This is a genomic window from Oceanobacillus sp. M65, from assembly GCF_052246275.1.
Taxonomy (GTDB): domain Bacteria; phylum Bacillota; class Bacilli; order Bacillales; family Amphibacillaceae; genus Oceanobacillus_B; species Oceanobacillus_B jordanicus.
The window spans coordinates 762,191-778,060 of the sequence record NZ_JBQQCJ010000002.1 but is presented as its reverse complement, the minus strand read 5'-3'; the positions used below and the strand labels follow the sequence as shown (position 1 = coordinate 778,060).

The following is a 15,870-nucleotide window of genomic DNA, read 5'->3' as shown; positions in this document are numbered from 1 at the left end:
TGCATATAAAAGTGCGGCAAAGATCCGATTTGGATTCTGCCGCACTTTTTACATGGTTTTCTTTGTGGAAGTATTGGCTTGTTCTTTTTCATACTTTGCACTTCTAGTTGCTTGTAGTACAAAATAACTTATCATTCCGAAGAAACACGATATGATGAGTGCATGGAGAAGTGCAATTCCTAAATTTAATACAGTAAAAATTATCATAGCGCCAGTAAACACTTGTAAGGAAATAAGTGAAAAGGCGGCGATCCATCCCCAGAACATCACCTTTTTATCCCTGTAGTGACGAATCATGCGAATGGTGAGCGTTAAGGTCCAAAGGAATAATAAACCCGCGGCAAGTCGATGGCCCATTTGAATCCATTGCTCTGTACTGTATAAATTAAAAGCAAATGGTGAAGCATTTGTACAGAAGGGCCAACTCCCGCAGACCAAGTTTGCTTCCGTATGGCGAACGAGTGCACCTGTATAAACAACACAGATAGTGTACACAGTGAGTAGGTAAAATTCAATACGGTGCTTCTTTTTAATAAATAATGACCTAGCATCAAATTTCTTATCAATTTCAAAGATGAGAAGCGTCAAAAGGAATACAGAAGCGAATGAGACAAGTGAAATTCCGAAATGGGCAGCCAAAGCAAAGTCAGATTGGCCCCACATAACTGCAGCGGCACCGATCAACGCTTGTAAAATAAGGAAAAAAACAGACATAGCAGACAGAAACTTTACTTCTCTTATGTTCCCTAAATGTCTCCATGAGAGCACAGCTAACAACACGACAGCGATCCCAACAATTCCTGATACCATTCTATGGCTTAATTCAATGACGAGTTCAAAGGAAATGTTGGTGGGAATAAATTGACCCTCACATAAAGGCCAGCTCTTTCCGCATCCATCACCAGAATCTGTTTTCGTTACAAGTGCACCACCTAGAAGGATAAGCAGCATTCCAATCGTAGCTATAAGGGATAAGCTTTTTAATGTTTTAATCATCTTTCAACCCCACTTCATTATGGAAAATAGTTATAGTTTTGTTATATATGTAGAAAATTGTTCCTGAATTCAATCCGACATAATGACTATAGGAGTAAAAAGGTAAAAAGGTGCCGGACACAATAGCTATCGTACCATGAATAGACTGTTTTTTCACTTAGGATTAATAAAAAACCTTGCATTGTTGTTCGTTGTTTGCTAGAAATAAACTAGATGATTTTCTTACATATACATAGTTTAACGTGATAAACAGCTAATAGGTAGCCAACTTCACAATGATTTGAAAAGGTAATCTTTTGAAAGCCTTCTCACAAGTTTCATAAAATTGTCACATAAATTATACCCTGTTAACTGTAAAATAATGTTGAAGTTATTAGATTGTTATACCATTCCATGATACAATAAAAATAATGGTCTATTACAATTTAAGAACTCTGATAGAAAGAGTGAATGGCTATAAAGTGCCATCTAACTGGAATATGAAGGGGGGAGACAAAATGGATAAAATAGAGACAACATCTTCACCAGAAGTAGCCACATTAAGTGTATCTAATAAAAAAAGCCATGTTACATTTGCTGATGTAAAGGCACTAGTTAAAGTAGGAATTGTTAATTCAAACTTAATCACTGTATTCACTGGGTTTTGGTTAGCCCTTTATTTTACAAACACCCCTTTTATGGCAAAATGGGATGTTTTCCTACTAACGATAATTGGAAGTACACTTGTAATTGCCGGTGGTTGCATACTAAATAACTGGTATGATGTAGATATTGACCCCAAAATGGCTCGTACAAAAACGAGACCTACCGTAACCGGAAACATATCTTTAAATATAGCATTAGCACTAGGAATAATATTCTCAGTTGTAGGATTTAGTTTGTTAATGTTCACCACACTAGAGGCAGTCTTATTTGCCTTCATGGGTTGGTTTACGTATGTAGTGTTATATACAATATGGTCAAAAAGAAGGTACACACTAAACACTGCTATTGGCAGCTTCTCAGGAGCCGCACCGCCGTTAATTGGTTGGGCAGCAGTAGATCCAAGTTTCCATGTCGTGCCATTTGGCTTTTTCATTATCATGTTTATTTGGCAAACACCACACTTTCTTGCATTAGCTATGAAAAAATGCAAAGAATACAAAGAAGCCGGTATTCCGATGTTACCGGTCGTAAGAGGTTTTGAGATCACTAAACGGCAAATTGCAATTTATATTGCCTGCTTATTACCACTCCCTTTTTACTTGGCTGAATTAGGAACTGTATTTATTGTAGTAGCTACCATTCTAAATATTGGTTGGCTTGTGCTCGCAATAAGAGGTTTCTTTATGAAGAATGATCTTAAATGGGCAAATATGATATTTATTTATTCGTTAAATTATTTGACAATTCTATGCCTTGTTATGGTATTGGTAACCATTGATTCACCGTTTAGTTAGTTATTGTCCTTTATAATAAACATATATAAGGAAACAACAAGAGGAAAGAGAGGTATAAATAAATGATAGGTTGGATGGGAAAAAGAAAACCTTTATTTCTTTTCGGTATGCTGGCATTGCTTCTTGCTGGCTGCGGAAAAGAGAATCTAACGGCTTTCGAACCAAAAGGGTATGGCGCTGAGTCATCCATGAATCTAATTATTCTTTCGATAATTATCATGGCGTTTGTTTTAGCTATTGTATTACTCGTTTATGTCATTACATTGGTTCGCTTTCGTAAAAAGAAGGGGCAGGAGAATTTCATTCCAAAACAGGTTGAAGGAAATAAAACACTGGAAACTGTTTGGACAGTAATTCCAATTATTCTAGTGCTAATCTTAGCCGTGCCCACAGTAGTGGCAACTTTTGACCTAGCTGATAAATCAGAGGCACAAGATGGCATCAATGTAGAAGTAACCGGGAACCAATACTGGTGGCACTTTAATTATCAAGGTGATGAAGTGCAAACAAGCCAGGATTTATACATTCCTACTGGCGAAAGAGTTTATTTAAACATGAAATCTTCAGATGTTATTCATTCATTCTGGGTTCCAAGTATATCTGGGAAAATGGATGTTAACCCTGAGAACGTAAACACAATGTATCTTGAAGCACATGAAGAAGGCGTTTATTGGGGGAAATGTGCTGAACTATGCGGCCCTTCTCACTCACTTATGGACTTCAAAGTAATAGCAGTTAGTCCAGAGGAATACGATCAGTGGATTTCTGACATGCAAAGTGTTGATCCTGAGGCTAATCCAGAAGATGCAGTAGCTCAAGATGGAAAAGCATTATTTGAAGAGAAAAGCTGTGTGGCTTGCCATGCTATTGGATCTTCTCCAAATGCAACTGGACCAAACCTTACAAACTTCGGTGACCGTACCAAAATTGCAGGGTACCTTGAGCCAACAGAAGAAAATCTAGTTAAATGGATAACGGACCCTGAGTCAGTTAAACCAGGGAATAAGATGACTGGTAACTATCCTGACGTTTCAGAGGAAGAAGCAGAGCAAATTGCTGCATATTTACTGCAGTTAAGTCCTTCTGACATTACCACTGAAAGCGCAGGAAACTAGAAGAATACAGAACAAATACGGGATGGAAGATGTAAAAGGGAGGTTTATAATTTGAGTATTGCAGCTGCTCAGAATAAAGGATTTCTTGCTGCCGTGTGGGATTACCTAACAACAGTTGACCATAAGAAAATAGCAAAGTTATATCTATTTGCTGGTGGTTTCTTTTTCCTGCTAGGCGGACTTGAAGCTTTGTTTATACGTATACAATTAATAAGCCCGGAAAATGATTTCCTTACTGCTGGCTTGTATAATGAAATGATTACAATGCATGGAACAACAATGATATTTCTTGCTGCCATGCCATTGTTACTAGGTTTAATGAATGCCATCATGCCTTTGCAAATTGGGGCACGTGATGTAGCATTTCCGTTTTTAAACTCATTGGGATTTTGGTTATTCTTATTTGGTGGAGTCTTGCTTAACTGCAGTTGGTTTTTAGGCGGAGCGCCTGATGCAGGTTGGACTTCGTATGCACCATTATCGATTCAATCACCTGGACATGGTGTTGATTTTTACATAATGGGACTGCAGATTTCCGGTGCTGGAACCTTAATAGGTGGTATTAACTTCCTTGTTACGATTGTAACGATGAGAGCACCAGGAATGACATATATGCGTATGCCGTTATTTTCATGGACTACGTTTGTGACAAGTGTATTAATCTTGTTTGCTTTCCCAGCATTAACAGTAGGGTTATTCCTACTAATGTTTGACCGAATGTTTGGTGCGGCTTTCTTCGATGTTACGCTAGGAGGAAACGCAGTCATTTGGCAGCATCTATTTTGGATTTTTGGACACCCTGAAGTATATATCCTGATTTTGCCTGCATTTGGTATCTTCAGTGATATAATCTCAACTTTTTCAAAAAAGCGGTTGTTCGGTTATACGGCAATGGTATTTGCTACCATCTTAATCGCATTTTTAGGATTTATGGTATGGGCCCACCACATGTTTACAGTTGGGCTTGGTCCTGTTGCTAACGCTATTTTCGCAATTGCTACAATGGCGATTGCAGTACCAACAGGTATAAAAATCTTTAACTGGCTAGGCACAATGTGGGGAGGAAGCATTACTATTAATTCGGCAATGCTTTGGACACTTGCATTCATTCCATCCTTTACTATTGGTGGTATGACGGGTGTAATGCTTGCATCTGCAGTAGCTGACTACCAGTACCATGATACTTATTTCGTGGTAGCTCACTTTCATTATGTAATTGTTGGTGGGGTAGTATTTGGAATCCTTGCTGGGTTGCACTACTGGTGGCCAAAAATCTTTGGTAAGATATTAAATGAAACATTAGGTAAATTATCTTTTTGGCTGTTCTTTATCGGTTTCCATTTAACGTTCTTTATTCAGCATTTTCTAGGACTAATGGGTATGCCTCGTCGTTATTGGGTCTTCCTAAAAGACCAAGGACTGGATACAGGAAACCTTGTAAGTACCATTGGTGCTTTTCTAATGGGTATCGGTGGATTGATTTTTGTCATTAACATTATTTATACAAGTGTGAAGGGCGAAAAAGCACCTGCCGATCCTTGGGATGGTCGTTCGTTGGAGTGGGCAATTCCATCTCCACCACCATTCTACAATTTCAAACAGACTCCACTTATTCGTGGGCTAGATCCATTATGGATTGAAAAAACGGAAGGTAAGGGTAAAATAACCCCAGCAGAACCTCTTGGCGATATTCATATGCCGGATGCTTCTATCTTACCGTTTATAATGTCATTTGGATTTTTCATAGCAGGATTCGGTTTTATCTATCAGGTTGACCATAAAGGATGGTTGGCAGCAATATTCGTTGGAATGGGAACAGCATTAATTTGTATGCTAATTAGATCTCTGAAAGATTACCATGGCTTCCATATCCACAAAGAAGAACTCGAAAGGGAGGCTGACTGATATGAGTCATGATCATTCCTTAAATCCAGAAACAATGCCACAGGAACCTGAAAAGGCTACACTGGAAGGTAAGAACAAATTTTTGGGGTTATGGTTTTTCCTAGGCGGAGAAACTGTCCTATTTGCTAGCTTATTTGGTACGTATCTTGCCCTAAGAAATTCTACAGCTGGTGGGCCTGCAACGACGGATTTATTTGGTCTAGAACTTGTCTTCGTTATGACGATGTTGTTACTGACAAGTTCTTTGACAAGTGTTTATGCGATGTACCAGATGAAAAATAACAATTTCAAAAAAATGCAACTATGGTTGGGGATCACTGCCCTTTTAGGTATGGCCTTCCTTGCTTGCGAACTATATGAATTTTATCATTACATTCACGAATATGAATTTACTTTCCGTTCCTCAGCGTTTGGATCCGCTTTTTATACGTTAGTTGGTTTCCATGGAGGCCACGTAGTTTTCGGTCTTAGCTGGCTAATTGTATTAATGGTCCGAAATGCAAAAAGAGGACTAAATTTATACAACGCACCAAAGTATTATACCTTTAGCTTATACTGGCACTTTATTGATGTCGTTTGGGTATTTATCTTTACTGTTGTATACTTAATGGGAAAGGTGGGTTAACCAATGGCTGATAACATCGATACCAATAAGGTTAATTCTTTTCGCAAACAAAAGAGTAAGGATGAAATGAAAAAACAGCTTATCTCCTTTGCGCTGATGATTGGTTTTACAATCATAGCGTTTGGAATCGTAGCTACGGATGCAATCGACAAAATGTTCGTTGTTCCCTTGCTACTTATCCTAGCTGTCGTTCAGGTTGCATTTCAGTTTTATTACTTTATGCATATGAAGGACAAAGGACATGAGTTACCTTCCATGATGATTTACGGTGGTATATTTGCTGCTTTATTAACCATTGCGGCACTTAGTGTTATCGTATGGTGGTAGGCTATAATTTTACAGCGGATGAATATTTAAAGGCTGGGAGAAATCCCAGCCTTTTCTTTTAGCTTATAATGTACCACAAGATCTACCTCACTAGAATACGGGGTTAATTAATAAGACCTCTGTTTTGTATAACGTGGTGGATTTATAAAGGCTTTCGTTTTAAAATCGTCACATTATAAGCGTGTATCTTACTAGATAATACGTTATAATGATAGGGATAAACTTAACTTTATGGAGTGGGTAAAGATGTGGCTTGAACTTCAAATATTTGGCTTCCGAGCATTATGGAGTCCTTACTTTTTCCTGTTTGTGTTAGGACTAGCTATTGCATACTTTGTCATAACAGGGCACTACCGTGAGAGGTTTGGTGGGCATGACAAACCAACTAGAAAACAACAGGTATTTGTTTATACTGCCTTGGCTCTTTTATACATTGTAAAAGGATCACCGATCGACTTATTAACACATATTATGCTTTCTGCACATATGGCACAAATGGCTATATATTACTTAGTGTTTCCTATCCTCTTAATTAAAGGGATTCCTGCGTGGATTTGGAGAAAAGTTGTTTATTTACCAGTGGTGCGTCCTGTACTCAATTTGCTGACGAAACCGATTATTTCGCTGTTATTATTTAACACGTTATTTTCTGTTTATCACATGCCAATCGTGTTTGATTTTGCTAAAACTTCGCAAATCGCACATACCACAATATCACTTACTATTTTGGTAGCTGCATTTATCGTCTGGTGGCCAATTTTATCACCATTAAAAGAAGCAAAATCGTTACGACCCTTAGTTAAAATTGGCTATATCTTTGCTAATAGTGTACTGATTACACCAGCTTGTGTGTTAATTATATTTGCTGATCATACGTTATTTGATACATATACCCAGGGTGGTGCTTGGATACAGGCGATGCAACTTTGTGTACCTGGAGATGTTATTCAGGGTTTGAGTGGACAGCTGTCAGGACCTCAGATGTTTTCCAATATGAGCCCATTAGAGGATCAGCAATTGGGTGGTATTATCATGAAAATTATGCAAGAAATTACGTATGGGGTTATTCTTGCACGAATCTTCTATGGTTGGTTTAATGCCGAAAGTTTGAAAGTGGACCCTATTCCAGCGGAAACACAAAACTATTAATACTGACTATTTGAGTTAATTATGGAAAGGAATTTTGAATTATGCCTTTTTTACCTACAATAAGTACATTTTTCATCGTATTAAGTGCTATTTTAGTGGCATTTGGTTGGAGATTTATAGTGAAGGGAAAAGCTGCAACACATAAGAAAACCATGATTGCAGCTGCTATTAGTGCCTTAATATTCTTTATCATTTATGCGTCTCGGACTGTTTTTGTTGGAAATTCAAGCTTTGGTGGTCCAGAGGAGTTAGAAATTTATTATACGCTGTTTCTAATTTTTCATATTTTCCTGGCGACTTCTGGAGCGATATTTGGGATCGTAACACTAACGCTTGCATTTAAACGGAAAATAAAGAAGCATAGAAAAATTGGACCGGTTACAAGTATTATTTGGTTTTTCACAGCAATAACCGGAGTGATGGTCTACTTATTGCTTTATATATTTTATGATAGTGGTGAAACTACCAGTATGATAAAAGCGATATTAGGATCTTAATCTATTATTGTGAAAATGATTATAAAAACAGACTATAAAAAAGTGAGTACCAGTTAACTGGACTCACTTTTTCTTTTTACACTATACTTTGATATTCCACTTAATAATCCCTGCTTCTTTGGCTGAGTTAAAAGCAATTACAAGTAATGGCCCAATTATAAAGCCGAGAATTCCCAACAGCTTTAATCCAATAAACATAGCAATTAAAGTTGCTAATGGTGAGAGACCAATGTGTCGCCCCATTACTTTCGGTTCGACGATTCTCCGGATCGCTAGCAGTATGATAGCTAAAATAGATAATTGGATACCAGTTGAGACATCTCCTGCAAGTAGCATGACCAATGCCCATGGGCCCAATACGATTATGGAACCGATTATAGGAATAATATCGACAATCCAAATGATGAGTGACATCACGATTGCTACTTCCGGTACGATTATAAATAAACCGATTAGGGAACCCACGAGAATAAGCAAACTAACAAGAAACTGGGCTTTAAAGAAACCAAGAATAACGCTCGCAAGTCGTTTATTCATAAAGGATACTTTTTCAGCGGTCTCTTTTGTCATTAAATTATACGTTTTTGCTTTTAAGATTGGGAGCTCAAGCATAAATAGGAACAATGCAATCAGATATACGAGAAGACTGATTAAGTACTGTGGTACTTGTGCTACGATCTGAGCAATTCTGTCTAGGGTAATCTTTTCTTTTGCAGTAGTACTCAAGTTAACAAGGTTCTGTTCAATGCTGTCTGAAACTTGGTTAACAAATTCAGAAGGAAGGTCGTCTGTGTATTGCTCTAGATCCGTTTCCCAATCTTTATAAATTTCGTTTAGTTTATTAAAGTGGGCTGGAACGTCCTCAGCAAAATTCACGACCTGTGTTACTGCTTTTGTTACAATAAATGTTCCAGCTACTCCCGCTATTAGAAGAAAGAGCAAGAAGATAATTGTTACAGAGGCTTTTCTGCTGAGTCTAATTCTCTTTTGAAATAAGCGAACCAATGGGTTTAAAATGAGTGCTGTAATAAAAGCAACCACTAATGGAATAGAGATTGGCAAAATAAACATAATTGCAATTACCAAAATAATTCCAAGAATAATTAATGTCCAATGGTGTTTTTTAATATTTCGCAGCAACGGTATACGATAGCTCCTTTCAATACAGCTTAATATGTATGGTTATTAAAAATATAGCACTAATTCGTTATTTTGAACAGATTTAAAATGAAACTTCAATCAGAGGGGGTTTTCGTTCTTCTCCCACTGATTGTTAGTAGAACGAATCGGGGTGTTAGCGTCCGTTTACTCCCACTAAAATCTCACGGTTTCACTTCATGTTTTGAAATGGGGATCTTACGCGGACGGTTGCACCGGGGTAAAAATAAATTACGGACGGTTTATTCTTTTCTAACTTTCCAATGTATTTGGCATAGATCGGTAAAAACCAACTACTATTATTCAGTAGTTGGTTTTTACATTAGTTTTTATATTGATCTAATTCTTCTTTGACTTTCAACACAATACTTTTAGCGCGTTCCACTAGGTTTTCTGGGAAATTTTCATTCTCACCATATTCAACACCATGTGGATAATAATGCTTCCCAAGCAGTGGGGTCATCAATTTGATTACGGCATTACCACGATCTACATCGCCTTCCGTTGCATACCCTTGTAAGCGAATATAGTATGTAACATTTTTTTCTTTGGAATCTACTCTGTAATCATAGGTGACACGGTCATAATCCCATTGGCCTGCACGTACAAAAGCATGTTTTGCAGTTAAGTGATCCAGTGGTTTTAAATCAATTAGTACGTCTTCAAATCCAGTATTTTCGATTCTCAATTTCGTTCACCTCACATATTTGTCCTCATTAAACTATAATAGTATGAAATGGTATAAGTTGCAAGGGATGTTGATCACAATGGTTTCGTTTTCAATAAGTAGCTTTTTTGAATAGATTATTCCATGTAAAACGTGTTAAATAATAGAGAAACAAGAATGGTTTCTATTTCTTTCTCATATAGATAGTAATATACAAGATAGGAGGGGTCGCTATGCGCTTCGTTCGTATAATTGCAGCACTATTATTAATCGCTATGATTGGATTCTATTTTATCGAACAATCTGATAGATCGGTGGAAACGAGCACAAAAGACATAGAAGATAATTTTGCAAAAGGTAGAGAAAGTTTGCTTAAGTCTAAGGTGGTGCCTGAAATGCCTGTTCTTACCAATGGTGGGGCACTTTTTCAATGGATAGGTGAAAATACAGAAAACTTAACAGAACAGCTTGGTGAGCCATTAAGAAAAGATAAAAGTGCGTACAACTATACGTGGTGGATTTATTCAGACGAGAAGGATCAATATATACAATTTGGTGTGGAGGAAGGCGCAATCCAGACAGTCTTTGCTACAGGAGATGGTATTGATATAGGTCCCCTAAAGATTGGACAATCTCGCCAAGACGTCAAGGAGGCGTTAGAAACGCTTGATAAGGATTTAGATTATGAAACAGAGGTTGCGTATGAAAATGGTATTTCTTCTTATCGCTTTCAATTGAAGGAGGAAGATTTAAGCAAACGGCCGCTCATCAAATTAGCAGACAATCTGTTCCTGCAAGCTTATTTTGACACGTTTACTGATCAATTATCTTCAGTACGAATACTAACAGGTGAGGTATTGCTACGTCATCGACCATATGGTCTCGAGTATCGAGGTGATTTGCCTGATGAACCTTCCTTTTCGAATGAGGAATGGGAAGAGATTGAAACAGGAATGGAGAAGCAAATTTATGATATTACAAATGTAATGAGGTCAAATCATGACCGGTCCGTTTTGAAAGAAGAAAATTCGGTCTCTTCAGTGGCTTTTACTCACAGCAAGGATATGGCGGAAAACAATTATTTTTCTCATTATAGTCAGGACGGTTCCGGTTTAAAAGAGAGACTAGCCGTTGAAGAAGTTTATTATACATCAGCTGGTGAAAACATTGCTGCACAATACCCTGACGCACCCTCTGCCATGTTAGGATGGTTGAATAGTGAGGGGCATAGGGAAGCTTTATTAAATGATGCCTATACCCATCTTGGGGTAGGGGTCTATCGTTTATACTACACACAAAACTTTCTTCAACGTCCTGAATAGACGTGAAGGAATCCAATTAAACGCAATTCAAAATGCTGGACGATAACTTTCATGCCATTAGCTGAAGAAAAAATCGTTTGGCATTTTTGCAGTAGTTTAAGATACATAATCAGTGAAGCCATGTAGTGGCCTACGTGAACTACTATAAATAGATATCATTTGAATTTCGCTTTCACAGTATCTCTAGAAGGACATAAAATATAGTACAGATGACTATATAGCTGGAGGTGAATAGATTGAGTAATAAGCTGCATCCCTCTGTAGTTGAATTTAAAACGTTTATTAACAAACATCCAGCGCTGATCAAGAAAATCAGAAAAAGTGGGAGATCATGGCAGGAATACTATGAGCAATGGGCATTACTTGGAGAAGATGATCCACTATGGGATGAATATAAAGAGGCAGAAACAGAGTGGAAGAAGGAAGAACAAGATGAGGGTGAAGGGTCATTTGAAAAGAACAAAGAGCTTTTCTCCAATTTAATAAAAATGACGGAGAATATGGATTTAAATAAAGTACAAAAACAAATTGATTCATTCAACAATACTATTTCCGTTATTCAAGAGTTACTAGGACAGTTTAAGCAGTCTGATACAAAATCTGAACCTGTAGGAAAGAATGGTTTTGGCTGGTTTAAAGATTAAGGAGAGGAAATAATGGATAAGACATGTCTTTTATACCTTGAAGAAAATCCCCAGATAGCACGCTTTGTGCGATATAACCCTGTTTGGTATAGATATCTTTCTAGGGACCCTTCCCGTATAAGTGAATTACCGAAGGAAGCGAAAGTATTTTATGGCAAAACAATTCCACAAAAAGTAGAGCGATTTAGCAATCAGATGCAGATGGTGGGCATGATGCTTCAATTTGCAGGCGCAATGAAGGATTAATATATTTTCAGGAATGAAATATAATGATAGAATGGGGGTGGAGGTGCTTAGGCATGATTGCTACTTTAGAATATGTTGATATTCTTGATCGATCAGAGCTGTTGGGGAAAATGGTACTTGATTCCGATGTTATGGAATCATACAATAACTCCCTGCAGGAATTAAATGAAGACAAGGAAGCGCAAAGGCTTATAAAAGCTTTTAAAGATATAAAAGTACATTATGAGGATGTACAACGATTCGGAAGATACCATCCTGATTATAACGATATTATGAAAAGGGTGCGTTCCGTTAAGCGAGAGATGGACATGAATGAAAAGGTCGCTACGTTTAAAATAGCTGAACGCAATCTTCAGAAATTGCTTGATGAGATTAGTGGCCATGTGGCACTAAGTGTTAGCGAGCAAATTAAGGCCCCTAAAGATGGTGGAGCATTGTCAGACAGTGGCTGTGGCTGCGGAAGTGGCGGCGGTTGTGGCTGTGCATCTTAAACAGATGATCCTTTTTTCGAAAATACAAAGATGGTGAGGAATTAGCTATGCGAACGATGCGCCAGGGTATTATTGTCTGGTTCCAACATATGAAAAACCTAAAGCATATTAAACGTTACGGTCATTTTCTATATGCATCCAAGCGTCTTAAATATGCTGTGCTTTATGTGAACCAAGAAGAGCTAGAAAAGGTAGAACATAAGCTTAATAAATTGTCGTATGTTTCAAAAGTGGAAAGATCTTATAAGCCATTTGTGGAAACAAATTATGAGAATGCTAAGCCAGACAAGGCAAAACAGTATGATTATAAGATGGGTATATAATCATCATCTCGAGAAGCCAATACATTTTGCTGAATAACTTGTAACAGGGTTATTCAGCTTTTTATGTTCTATTTTAAAGATCAATAAAAAAAACCTGCAGATATTCATCTGCAGGTCCCTTCGTTGCTTTCTACATAGAAAACAAAAAGGCAAAGGGAGAGGAGAAACCGGAGGAAGAACTTATGGGGAAGTGTAAGTCTTCTCCGTGTTTTGAAACAACCAAACTAACCATTAGCTGTCTCAATATGCTATTATGGTCAAGTAAACAGAATATATACATGCACATAGCTGATTTTATTTTTAATCTTAAACGTTCTATTTTCCTAACGCTTTATATGTGTGGTAGGATTAATTTCGAGAACTGCTGGACAGAGGTGGTAAAATGCGCGTAATAGCAGGAGTACATAAAGGAAGACAATTAAAAGCTGTACCGGGAAAATCAACCAGGCCGACTACAGATAAAGTAAAGGAAGCAATCTTTCAAAGGATGGGGCCATTTTTTGAAGGTGGTTCTGTTTTAGATTTATTTGCAGGAAGTGGGTCATTAGGGATTGAAGCACTTAGCAGAGGAATGGAGTTTGGGATATTTGTTGATAAACATCCAAAGGCGATACATACTATTGGCGAGAATCTACGGTTACTAAAATTAGATGATCGTACGGAGGTATACAGGGCGGAGGCGTCTCGGGCTCTTCAAGCAACTGCGAAAAGAGAGTTGAAATTTGACCTGTTAATACTTGACCCTCCTTATGGTAAGGTCGATTATGAACAAATACTTCGTGATAGTTTAAAGCTAGACATTTTAAACCAGTCTGCTATTATTTATTGCGAGCATGACCCTGCCGAAAGCATTCCTTTCGACCAACAACAGTTCACTTTAATAAAACAGGATAACTACGGTGGAACAATTGGAATAACTATTTTACAAAAGAATTAGAAGGGAGTACTGACCTTGACCAGATTGGCAGTTTGTCCAGGTAGCTTTGATCCTTTAACCCTAGGACATCTAGATATTATCCAACGCGCTGCAAAAGTGTTTGATCACATCATTGTGGCAGTATTTAATAACCAATCAAAAGCTCCATTATTCAGTGTGGAGGAAAGGATTGAGTTAATAGAAAAATCTACAAAACACATTCCGAATGTTACGGTAGACCACTCCCATGGTCTGTTAATGGATTATGCTCGGGAAAAGAATGCCCAAGCAGTTATTCGTGGACTTCGGGCAGTGAGTGATTTTGAGTATGAAATGCAAATAACTTCTATGAATAGGAAGCTTGTGGAGGATATTGAGACCTTTTTCATCATGACAAATAATCAATATTCTTTTCTGAGCTCAAGTATTGTTAAGGAAGTTGCTAAATATAAAGCAAATGTGTCTGATCTTGTACCGAAGCCCGTTGAGGAAGCTCTCAATAAGAAATATCGGTAACCTTAACAGACTTCAAGTTTAAGATGATCCTGCTAGTGAGGGATCATCTTTTTTCATGGAAAAAGATGAATAGAGTGTAATATAGGCGAATCTTTCCTCATTATCTATAAGTGCGAGGAAAATAGCGATATGCTATGCTCTTGATCTACGGTATAGTAGAACGGCTGTCAAGGCTAGGAAGAGTAGTGTAATAACTGGTCCAATGTTTTGCATTATCGTCATTAATACAACCCAGCTGTTTTCTGCATCTTGATTGAAAACAGGCATATCATTTAGTTCAAAGGTCTGTTTATTCAAATAAAGAGGAATGTACAATACCACTGTAAGAATACTGGCTAGCGCACCATGTAAAAATCGAGCCAAAAAATAGGGTTTAAATCGTATATCGGTTCCGGAAAGAATACTAGCTACCTGTGCCTGTACGGAAAGCCCATTAAACCCCATAATAAAGCTAACAAGTACTGCTTGGGAAAGAACAGTGGCTGTTTTCTGGGAAATCATTTGTGCTCCAATCGTGATTTCAAATAGTCCTGAAAAAAGAGGAAGTGCCATATCGATTGGTATAGAAAAGATCGATAAGATAAATTGAAATATGATAGCAATAAGTGGTGATAGCCCAATTAAGAAAAATAACTTGGTCAAAACCGAAAAAAGAATAATAAATCCTCCAACCATAACAAGGGTTTTAATCGAGTTTATTACGGCATCTCCCAATATCTGCCCCAAGGCTCTATCATCACTAATTCTCATTTCGTGCATCTCGCAGAAAGCTCTTTTTATAGAAAACTTCTTCTCTGTCTTTTTATGGCGCGTGGCGTTTCTTTTTTCTTCTGCTCTTCCATAAAAACGCATGCATAACCCCACAAGTGCATTACTACCATAATGGCAGACTGCAAGCAAAACACCCAGTTTAGCATCATGAAAAAATCCAATGGAGACAGCTCCGATGATAAACAACGGGCTAGAAGCATTTGTGAAGGAGACAAGCCGTTCTGCTTCCACTCTTGTTATTTGTTCTTCTTCACGAAGTCGTGCAGCAATTTTTGCCCCTGTTGGATAGCCACTTGCCATTCCCATAACCCATCCAAAACTCCCAACACCTGGTACATTAAACAATGGTCGCATAATAGGTTCGAATAGGACACCGATAAAACGAACGACTCCAAAGCCAATAAGCAATTCAGAGGTAATAAAGAAGGGAAGTAAGGAAGGGAAAACTACTTCCCACCATATATTAAGCCCTCGAATACTTGCTTCAAAGGAGTCATTTGGAAAAGCTATAAGTGAAAATGCCACAAAGGTAGTTATACTGGCTAAAATTATTGTTTTAAATACTTGTTTCAAAATATGAAGCCCCCTAAGTGTGATAAGCCTTGCTCTGTACTTCTTTTTCCGATAGTAGTAGAATAATGCTAGCCTCTTTATTTAAGTTGTTGATGGATTTCTTGTACAAGCTTATATCAATATACGCACATACATAGGCGATTTATGCCATACACTTTTTAAAGTATAAAGACATATAGAGCCAGACAGC

General features: G+C 37.7%; 18 protein-coding genes. 14 read left to right on the top strand and 4 right to left on the bottom strand.

Annotated elements, in window-relative coordinates; all coding sequences use genetic code 11:
• Window positions 1-48: 48 nt before the first annotated feature.
• Window positions 49-996, bottom strand: coding sequence for a COX15/CtaA family protein (locus ACTWPF_RS11540; protein WP_106896551.1), 948 nt, complete (start codon window positions 994-996; stop codon window positions 49-51).
• Window positions 997-1,493: 497 nt separating this feature from the next.
• Between ACTWPF_RS11540 and cyoE the strand changes: the two genes are divergently transcribed.
• The 7 genes from cyoE (at window position 1,494) to ACTWPF_RS11505 (ending at window position 8,053) form a co-directional block, all read left to right on the top strand.
• Window positions 1,494-2,435, top strand: coding sequence for a heme o synthase (gene cyoE / locus ACTWPF_RS11535; protein ID WP_106896552.1), 942 nt, complete (start codon window positions 1,494-1,496; stop codon window positions 2,433-2,435).
• A gap of 62 nt (window positions 2,436-2,497) precedes the next feature.
• Window positions 2,498-3,550 carry a cytochrome c oxidase subunit II gene (gene coxB / locus ACTWPF_RS11530; RefSeq protein ID WP_106896553.1) on the top strand — a complete coding sequence of 351 codons (1,053 nt, stop codon included), beginning with the start codon at window positions 2,498-2,500 and terminating at the stop codon, window positions 3,548-3,550.
• Between the two features lie 51 nt (window positions 3,551-3,601).
• Window positions 3,602-5,455 carry a cytochrome c oxidase subunit I gene (gene ctaD, locus ACTWPF_RS11525; protein ID WP_106896554.1) on the top strand — a complete coding sequence of 618 codons (1,854 nt, stop codon included), beginning with the start codon at window positions 3,602-3,604 and terminating at the stop codon, window positions 5,453-5,455.
• 1 nt (window position 5,456) lies between these two features.
• The gene (locus ACTWPF_RS11520) at window positions 5,457-6,080 is read left to right on the top strand and encodes a cytochrome (ubi)quinol oxidase subunit III (protein ID WP_106896555.1); all 624 of its coding nucleotides are present in this window, start codon (window positions 5,457-5,459) and stop codon (window positions 6,078-6,080) included.
• A 3-nt stretch (window positions 6,081-6,083) separates the two neighbouring features.
• Window positions 6,084-6,407: a cytochrome c oxidase subunit IVB gene (gene ctaF / locus ACTWPF_RS11515; RefSeq protein ID WP_106896556.1), complete on the top strand. Its 324-nt coding sequence runs from the start codon at window positions 6,084-6,086 to the stop codon at window positions 6,405-6,407.
• 246 nt (window positions 6,408-6,653) lie between these two features.
• The gene (gene ctaG / locus ACTWPF_RS11510) at window positions 6,654-7,556 is read left to right on the top strand and encodes a cytochrome c oxidase assembly factor CtaG (RefSeq protein WP_443149195.1); all 903 of its coding nucleotides are present in this window, start codon (window positions 6,654-6,656) and stop codon (window positions 7,554-7,556) included.
• A 41-nt stretch (window positions 7,557-7,597) separates the two neighbouring features.
• Window positions 7,598-8,053 (top strand): DUF420 domain-containing protein, encoded by a 456-nt coding sequence (locus ACTWPF_RS11505; RefSeq protein WP_106896558.1) that lies wholly within the window; start codon window positions 7,598-7,600, stop codon window positions 8,051-8,053.
• A gap of 81 nt (window positions 8,054-8,134) precedes the next feature.
• Here ACTWPF_RS11505 and ytvI read toward each other — a convergent pair whose 3' ends face one another.
• Both ytvI and ACTWPF_RS11495 read right to left on the bottom strand, forming a co-directional pair.
• On the bottom strand, window positions 8,135-9,193 hold the full coding sequence (gene ytvI, locus ACTWPF_RS11500; protein ID WP_106896559.1) for a sporulation integral membrane protein YtvI: 1,059 nt from the start codon (window positions 9,191-9,193) through the stop codon (window positions 8,135-8,137).
• Between the two features lie 340 nt (window positions 9,194-9,533).
• Window positions 9,534-9,899: a YugN family protein gene (locus ACTWPF_RS11495; RefSeq protein ID WP_036573307.1), complete on the bottom strand. Its 366-nt coding sequence runs from the start codon at window positions 9,897-9,899 to the stop codon at window positions 9,534-9,536.
• A gap of 212 nt (window positions 9,900-10,111) precedes the next feature.
• On the opposite strand from ACTWPF_RS11495, the gene ACTWPF_RS11490 reads away from it, so the two are divergent.
• From ACTWPF_RS11490 to coaD, 7 genes are all read left to right on the top strand, one after another.
• Window positions 10,112-11,200, top strand: coding sequence for a CAP domain-containing protein (locus tag ACTWPF_RS11490; RefSeq protein WP_443149194.1), 1,089 nt, complete (start codon window positions 10,112-10,114; stop codon window positions 11,198-11,200).
• 236 nt (window positions 11,201-11,436) lie between these two features.
• Window positions 11,437-11,844: a YlbD family protein gene (locus ACTWPF_RS11485; RefSeq protein WP_443149193.1), complete on the top strand. Its 408-nt coding sequence runs from the start codon at window positions 11,437-11,439 to the stop codon at window positions 11,842-11,844.
• A 12-nt stretch (window positions 11,845-11,856) separates the two neighbouring features.
• Window positions 11,857-12,090 carry a YlbE-like family protein gene (locus tag ACTWPF_RS11480; RefSeq protein ID WP_106896562.1) on the top strand — a complete coding sequence of 78 codons (234 nt, stop codon included), beginning with the start codon at window positions 11,857-11,859 and terminating at the stop codon, window positions 12,088-12,090.
• Window positions 12,091-12,143: 53 nt separating this feature from the next.
• Entirely contained in the window at window positions 12,144-12,581 is a 438-nt protein-coding gene (locus ACTWPF_RS11475) for a YlbF family regulator (RefSeq protein WP_106896563.1), read from the top strand.
• 47 nt (window positions 12,582-12,628) lie between these two features.
• Window positions 12,629-12,904 (top strand): YlbG family protein, encoded by a 276-nt coding sequence (locus tag ACTWPF_RS11470; RefSeq protein WP_042223881.1) that lies wholly within the window; start codon window positions 12,629-12,631, stop codon window positions 12,902-12,904.
• Window positions 12,905-13,286: 382 nt separating this feature from the next.
• Entirely contained in the window at window positions 13,287-13,841 is a 555-nt protein-coding gene (rsmD, locus tag ACTWPF_RS11465) for a 16S rRNA (guanine(966)-N(2))-methyltransferase RsmD (RefSeq protein WP_161465526.1), read from the top strand.
• Window positions 13,842-13,856: 15 nt separating this feature from the next.
• Window positions 13,857-14,336: a pantetheine-phosphate adenylyltransferase gene (coaD, locus tag ACTWPF_RS11460; protein ID WP_036573289.1), complete on the top strand. Its 480-nt coding sequence runs from the start codon at window positions 13,857-13,859 to the stop codon at window positions 14,334-14,336.
• Window positions 14,337-14,468: 132 nt separating this feature from the next.
• Here coaD and ylbJ read toward each other — a convergent pair whose 3' ends face one another.
• The gene (gene ylbJ, locus ACTWPF_RS11455; RefSeq protein ID WP_106896566.1) at window positions 14,469-15,680 is read right to left on the bottom strand and encodes a sporulation integral membrane protein YlbJ; all 1,212 of its coding nucleotides are present in this window, start codon (window positions 15,678-15,680) and stop codon (window positions 14,469-14,471) included.
• Window positions 15,681-15,870: the final 190 nt, after the last annotated feature.

Excerpts from the sequence above, each read along its gene's own strand:
- ACTWPF_RS11540 (WP_106896551.1), bottom strand. The coding sequence starts at position 996 with ATGATTAAAACATTAAAAAGCTTATCCCTTATAGCTACGATTGGAATG.
- cyoE (WP_106896552.1), top strand. The coding sequence starts at position 1,494 with ATGGATAAAATAGAGACAACATCTTCACCAGAAGTAGCCACATTAAGT.
- coxB (WP_106896553.1), top strand. The coding sequence starts at position 2,498 with ATGATAGGTTGGATGGGAAAAAGAAAACCTTTATTTCTTTTCGGTATG.
- ACTWPF_RS11520 (WP_106896555.1), top strand. The coding sequence starts at position 5,457 with ATGAGTCATGATCATTCCTTAAATCCAGAAACAATGCCACAGGAACCT.
- ctaF (WP_106896556.1), top strand. The coding sequence starts at position 6,084 with ATGGCTGATAACATCGATACCAATAAGGTTAATTCTTTTCGCAAACAA.
- ctaG (WP_443149195.1), top strand. The coding sequence starts at position 6,654 with ATGTGGCTTGAACTTCAAATATTTGGCTTCCGAGCATTATGGAGTCCT.
- ACTWPF_RS11505 (WP_106896558.1), top strand. The coding sequence starts at position 7,598 with ATGCCTTTTTTACCTACAATAAGTACATTTTTCATCGTATTAAGTGCT.
- ACTWPF_RS11490 (WP_443149194.1), top strand. The coding sequence starts at position 10,112 with ATGCGCTTCGTTCGTATAATTGCAGCACTATTATTAATCGCTATGATT.
- ACTWPF_RS11480 (WP_106896562.1), top strand. The coding sequence starts at position 11,857 with ATGGATAAGACATGTCTTTTATACCTTGAAGAAAATCCCCAGATAGCA.
- ACTWPF_RS11475 (WP_106896563.1), top strand. The coding sequence starts at position 12,144 with ATGATTGCTACTTTAGAATATGTTGATATTCTTGATCGATCAGAGCTG.
- ACTWPF_RS11470 (WP_042223881.1), top strand. The coding sequence starts at position 12,629 with ATGCGAACGATGCGCCAGGGTATTATTGTCTGGTTCCAACATATGAAA.
- rsmD (WP_161465526.1), top strand. The coding sequence starts at position 13,287 with ATGCGCGTAATAGCAGGAGTACATAAAGGAAGACAATTAAAAGCTGTA.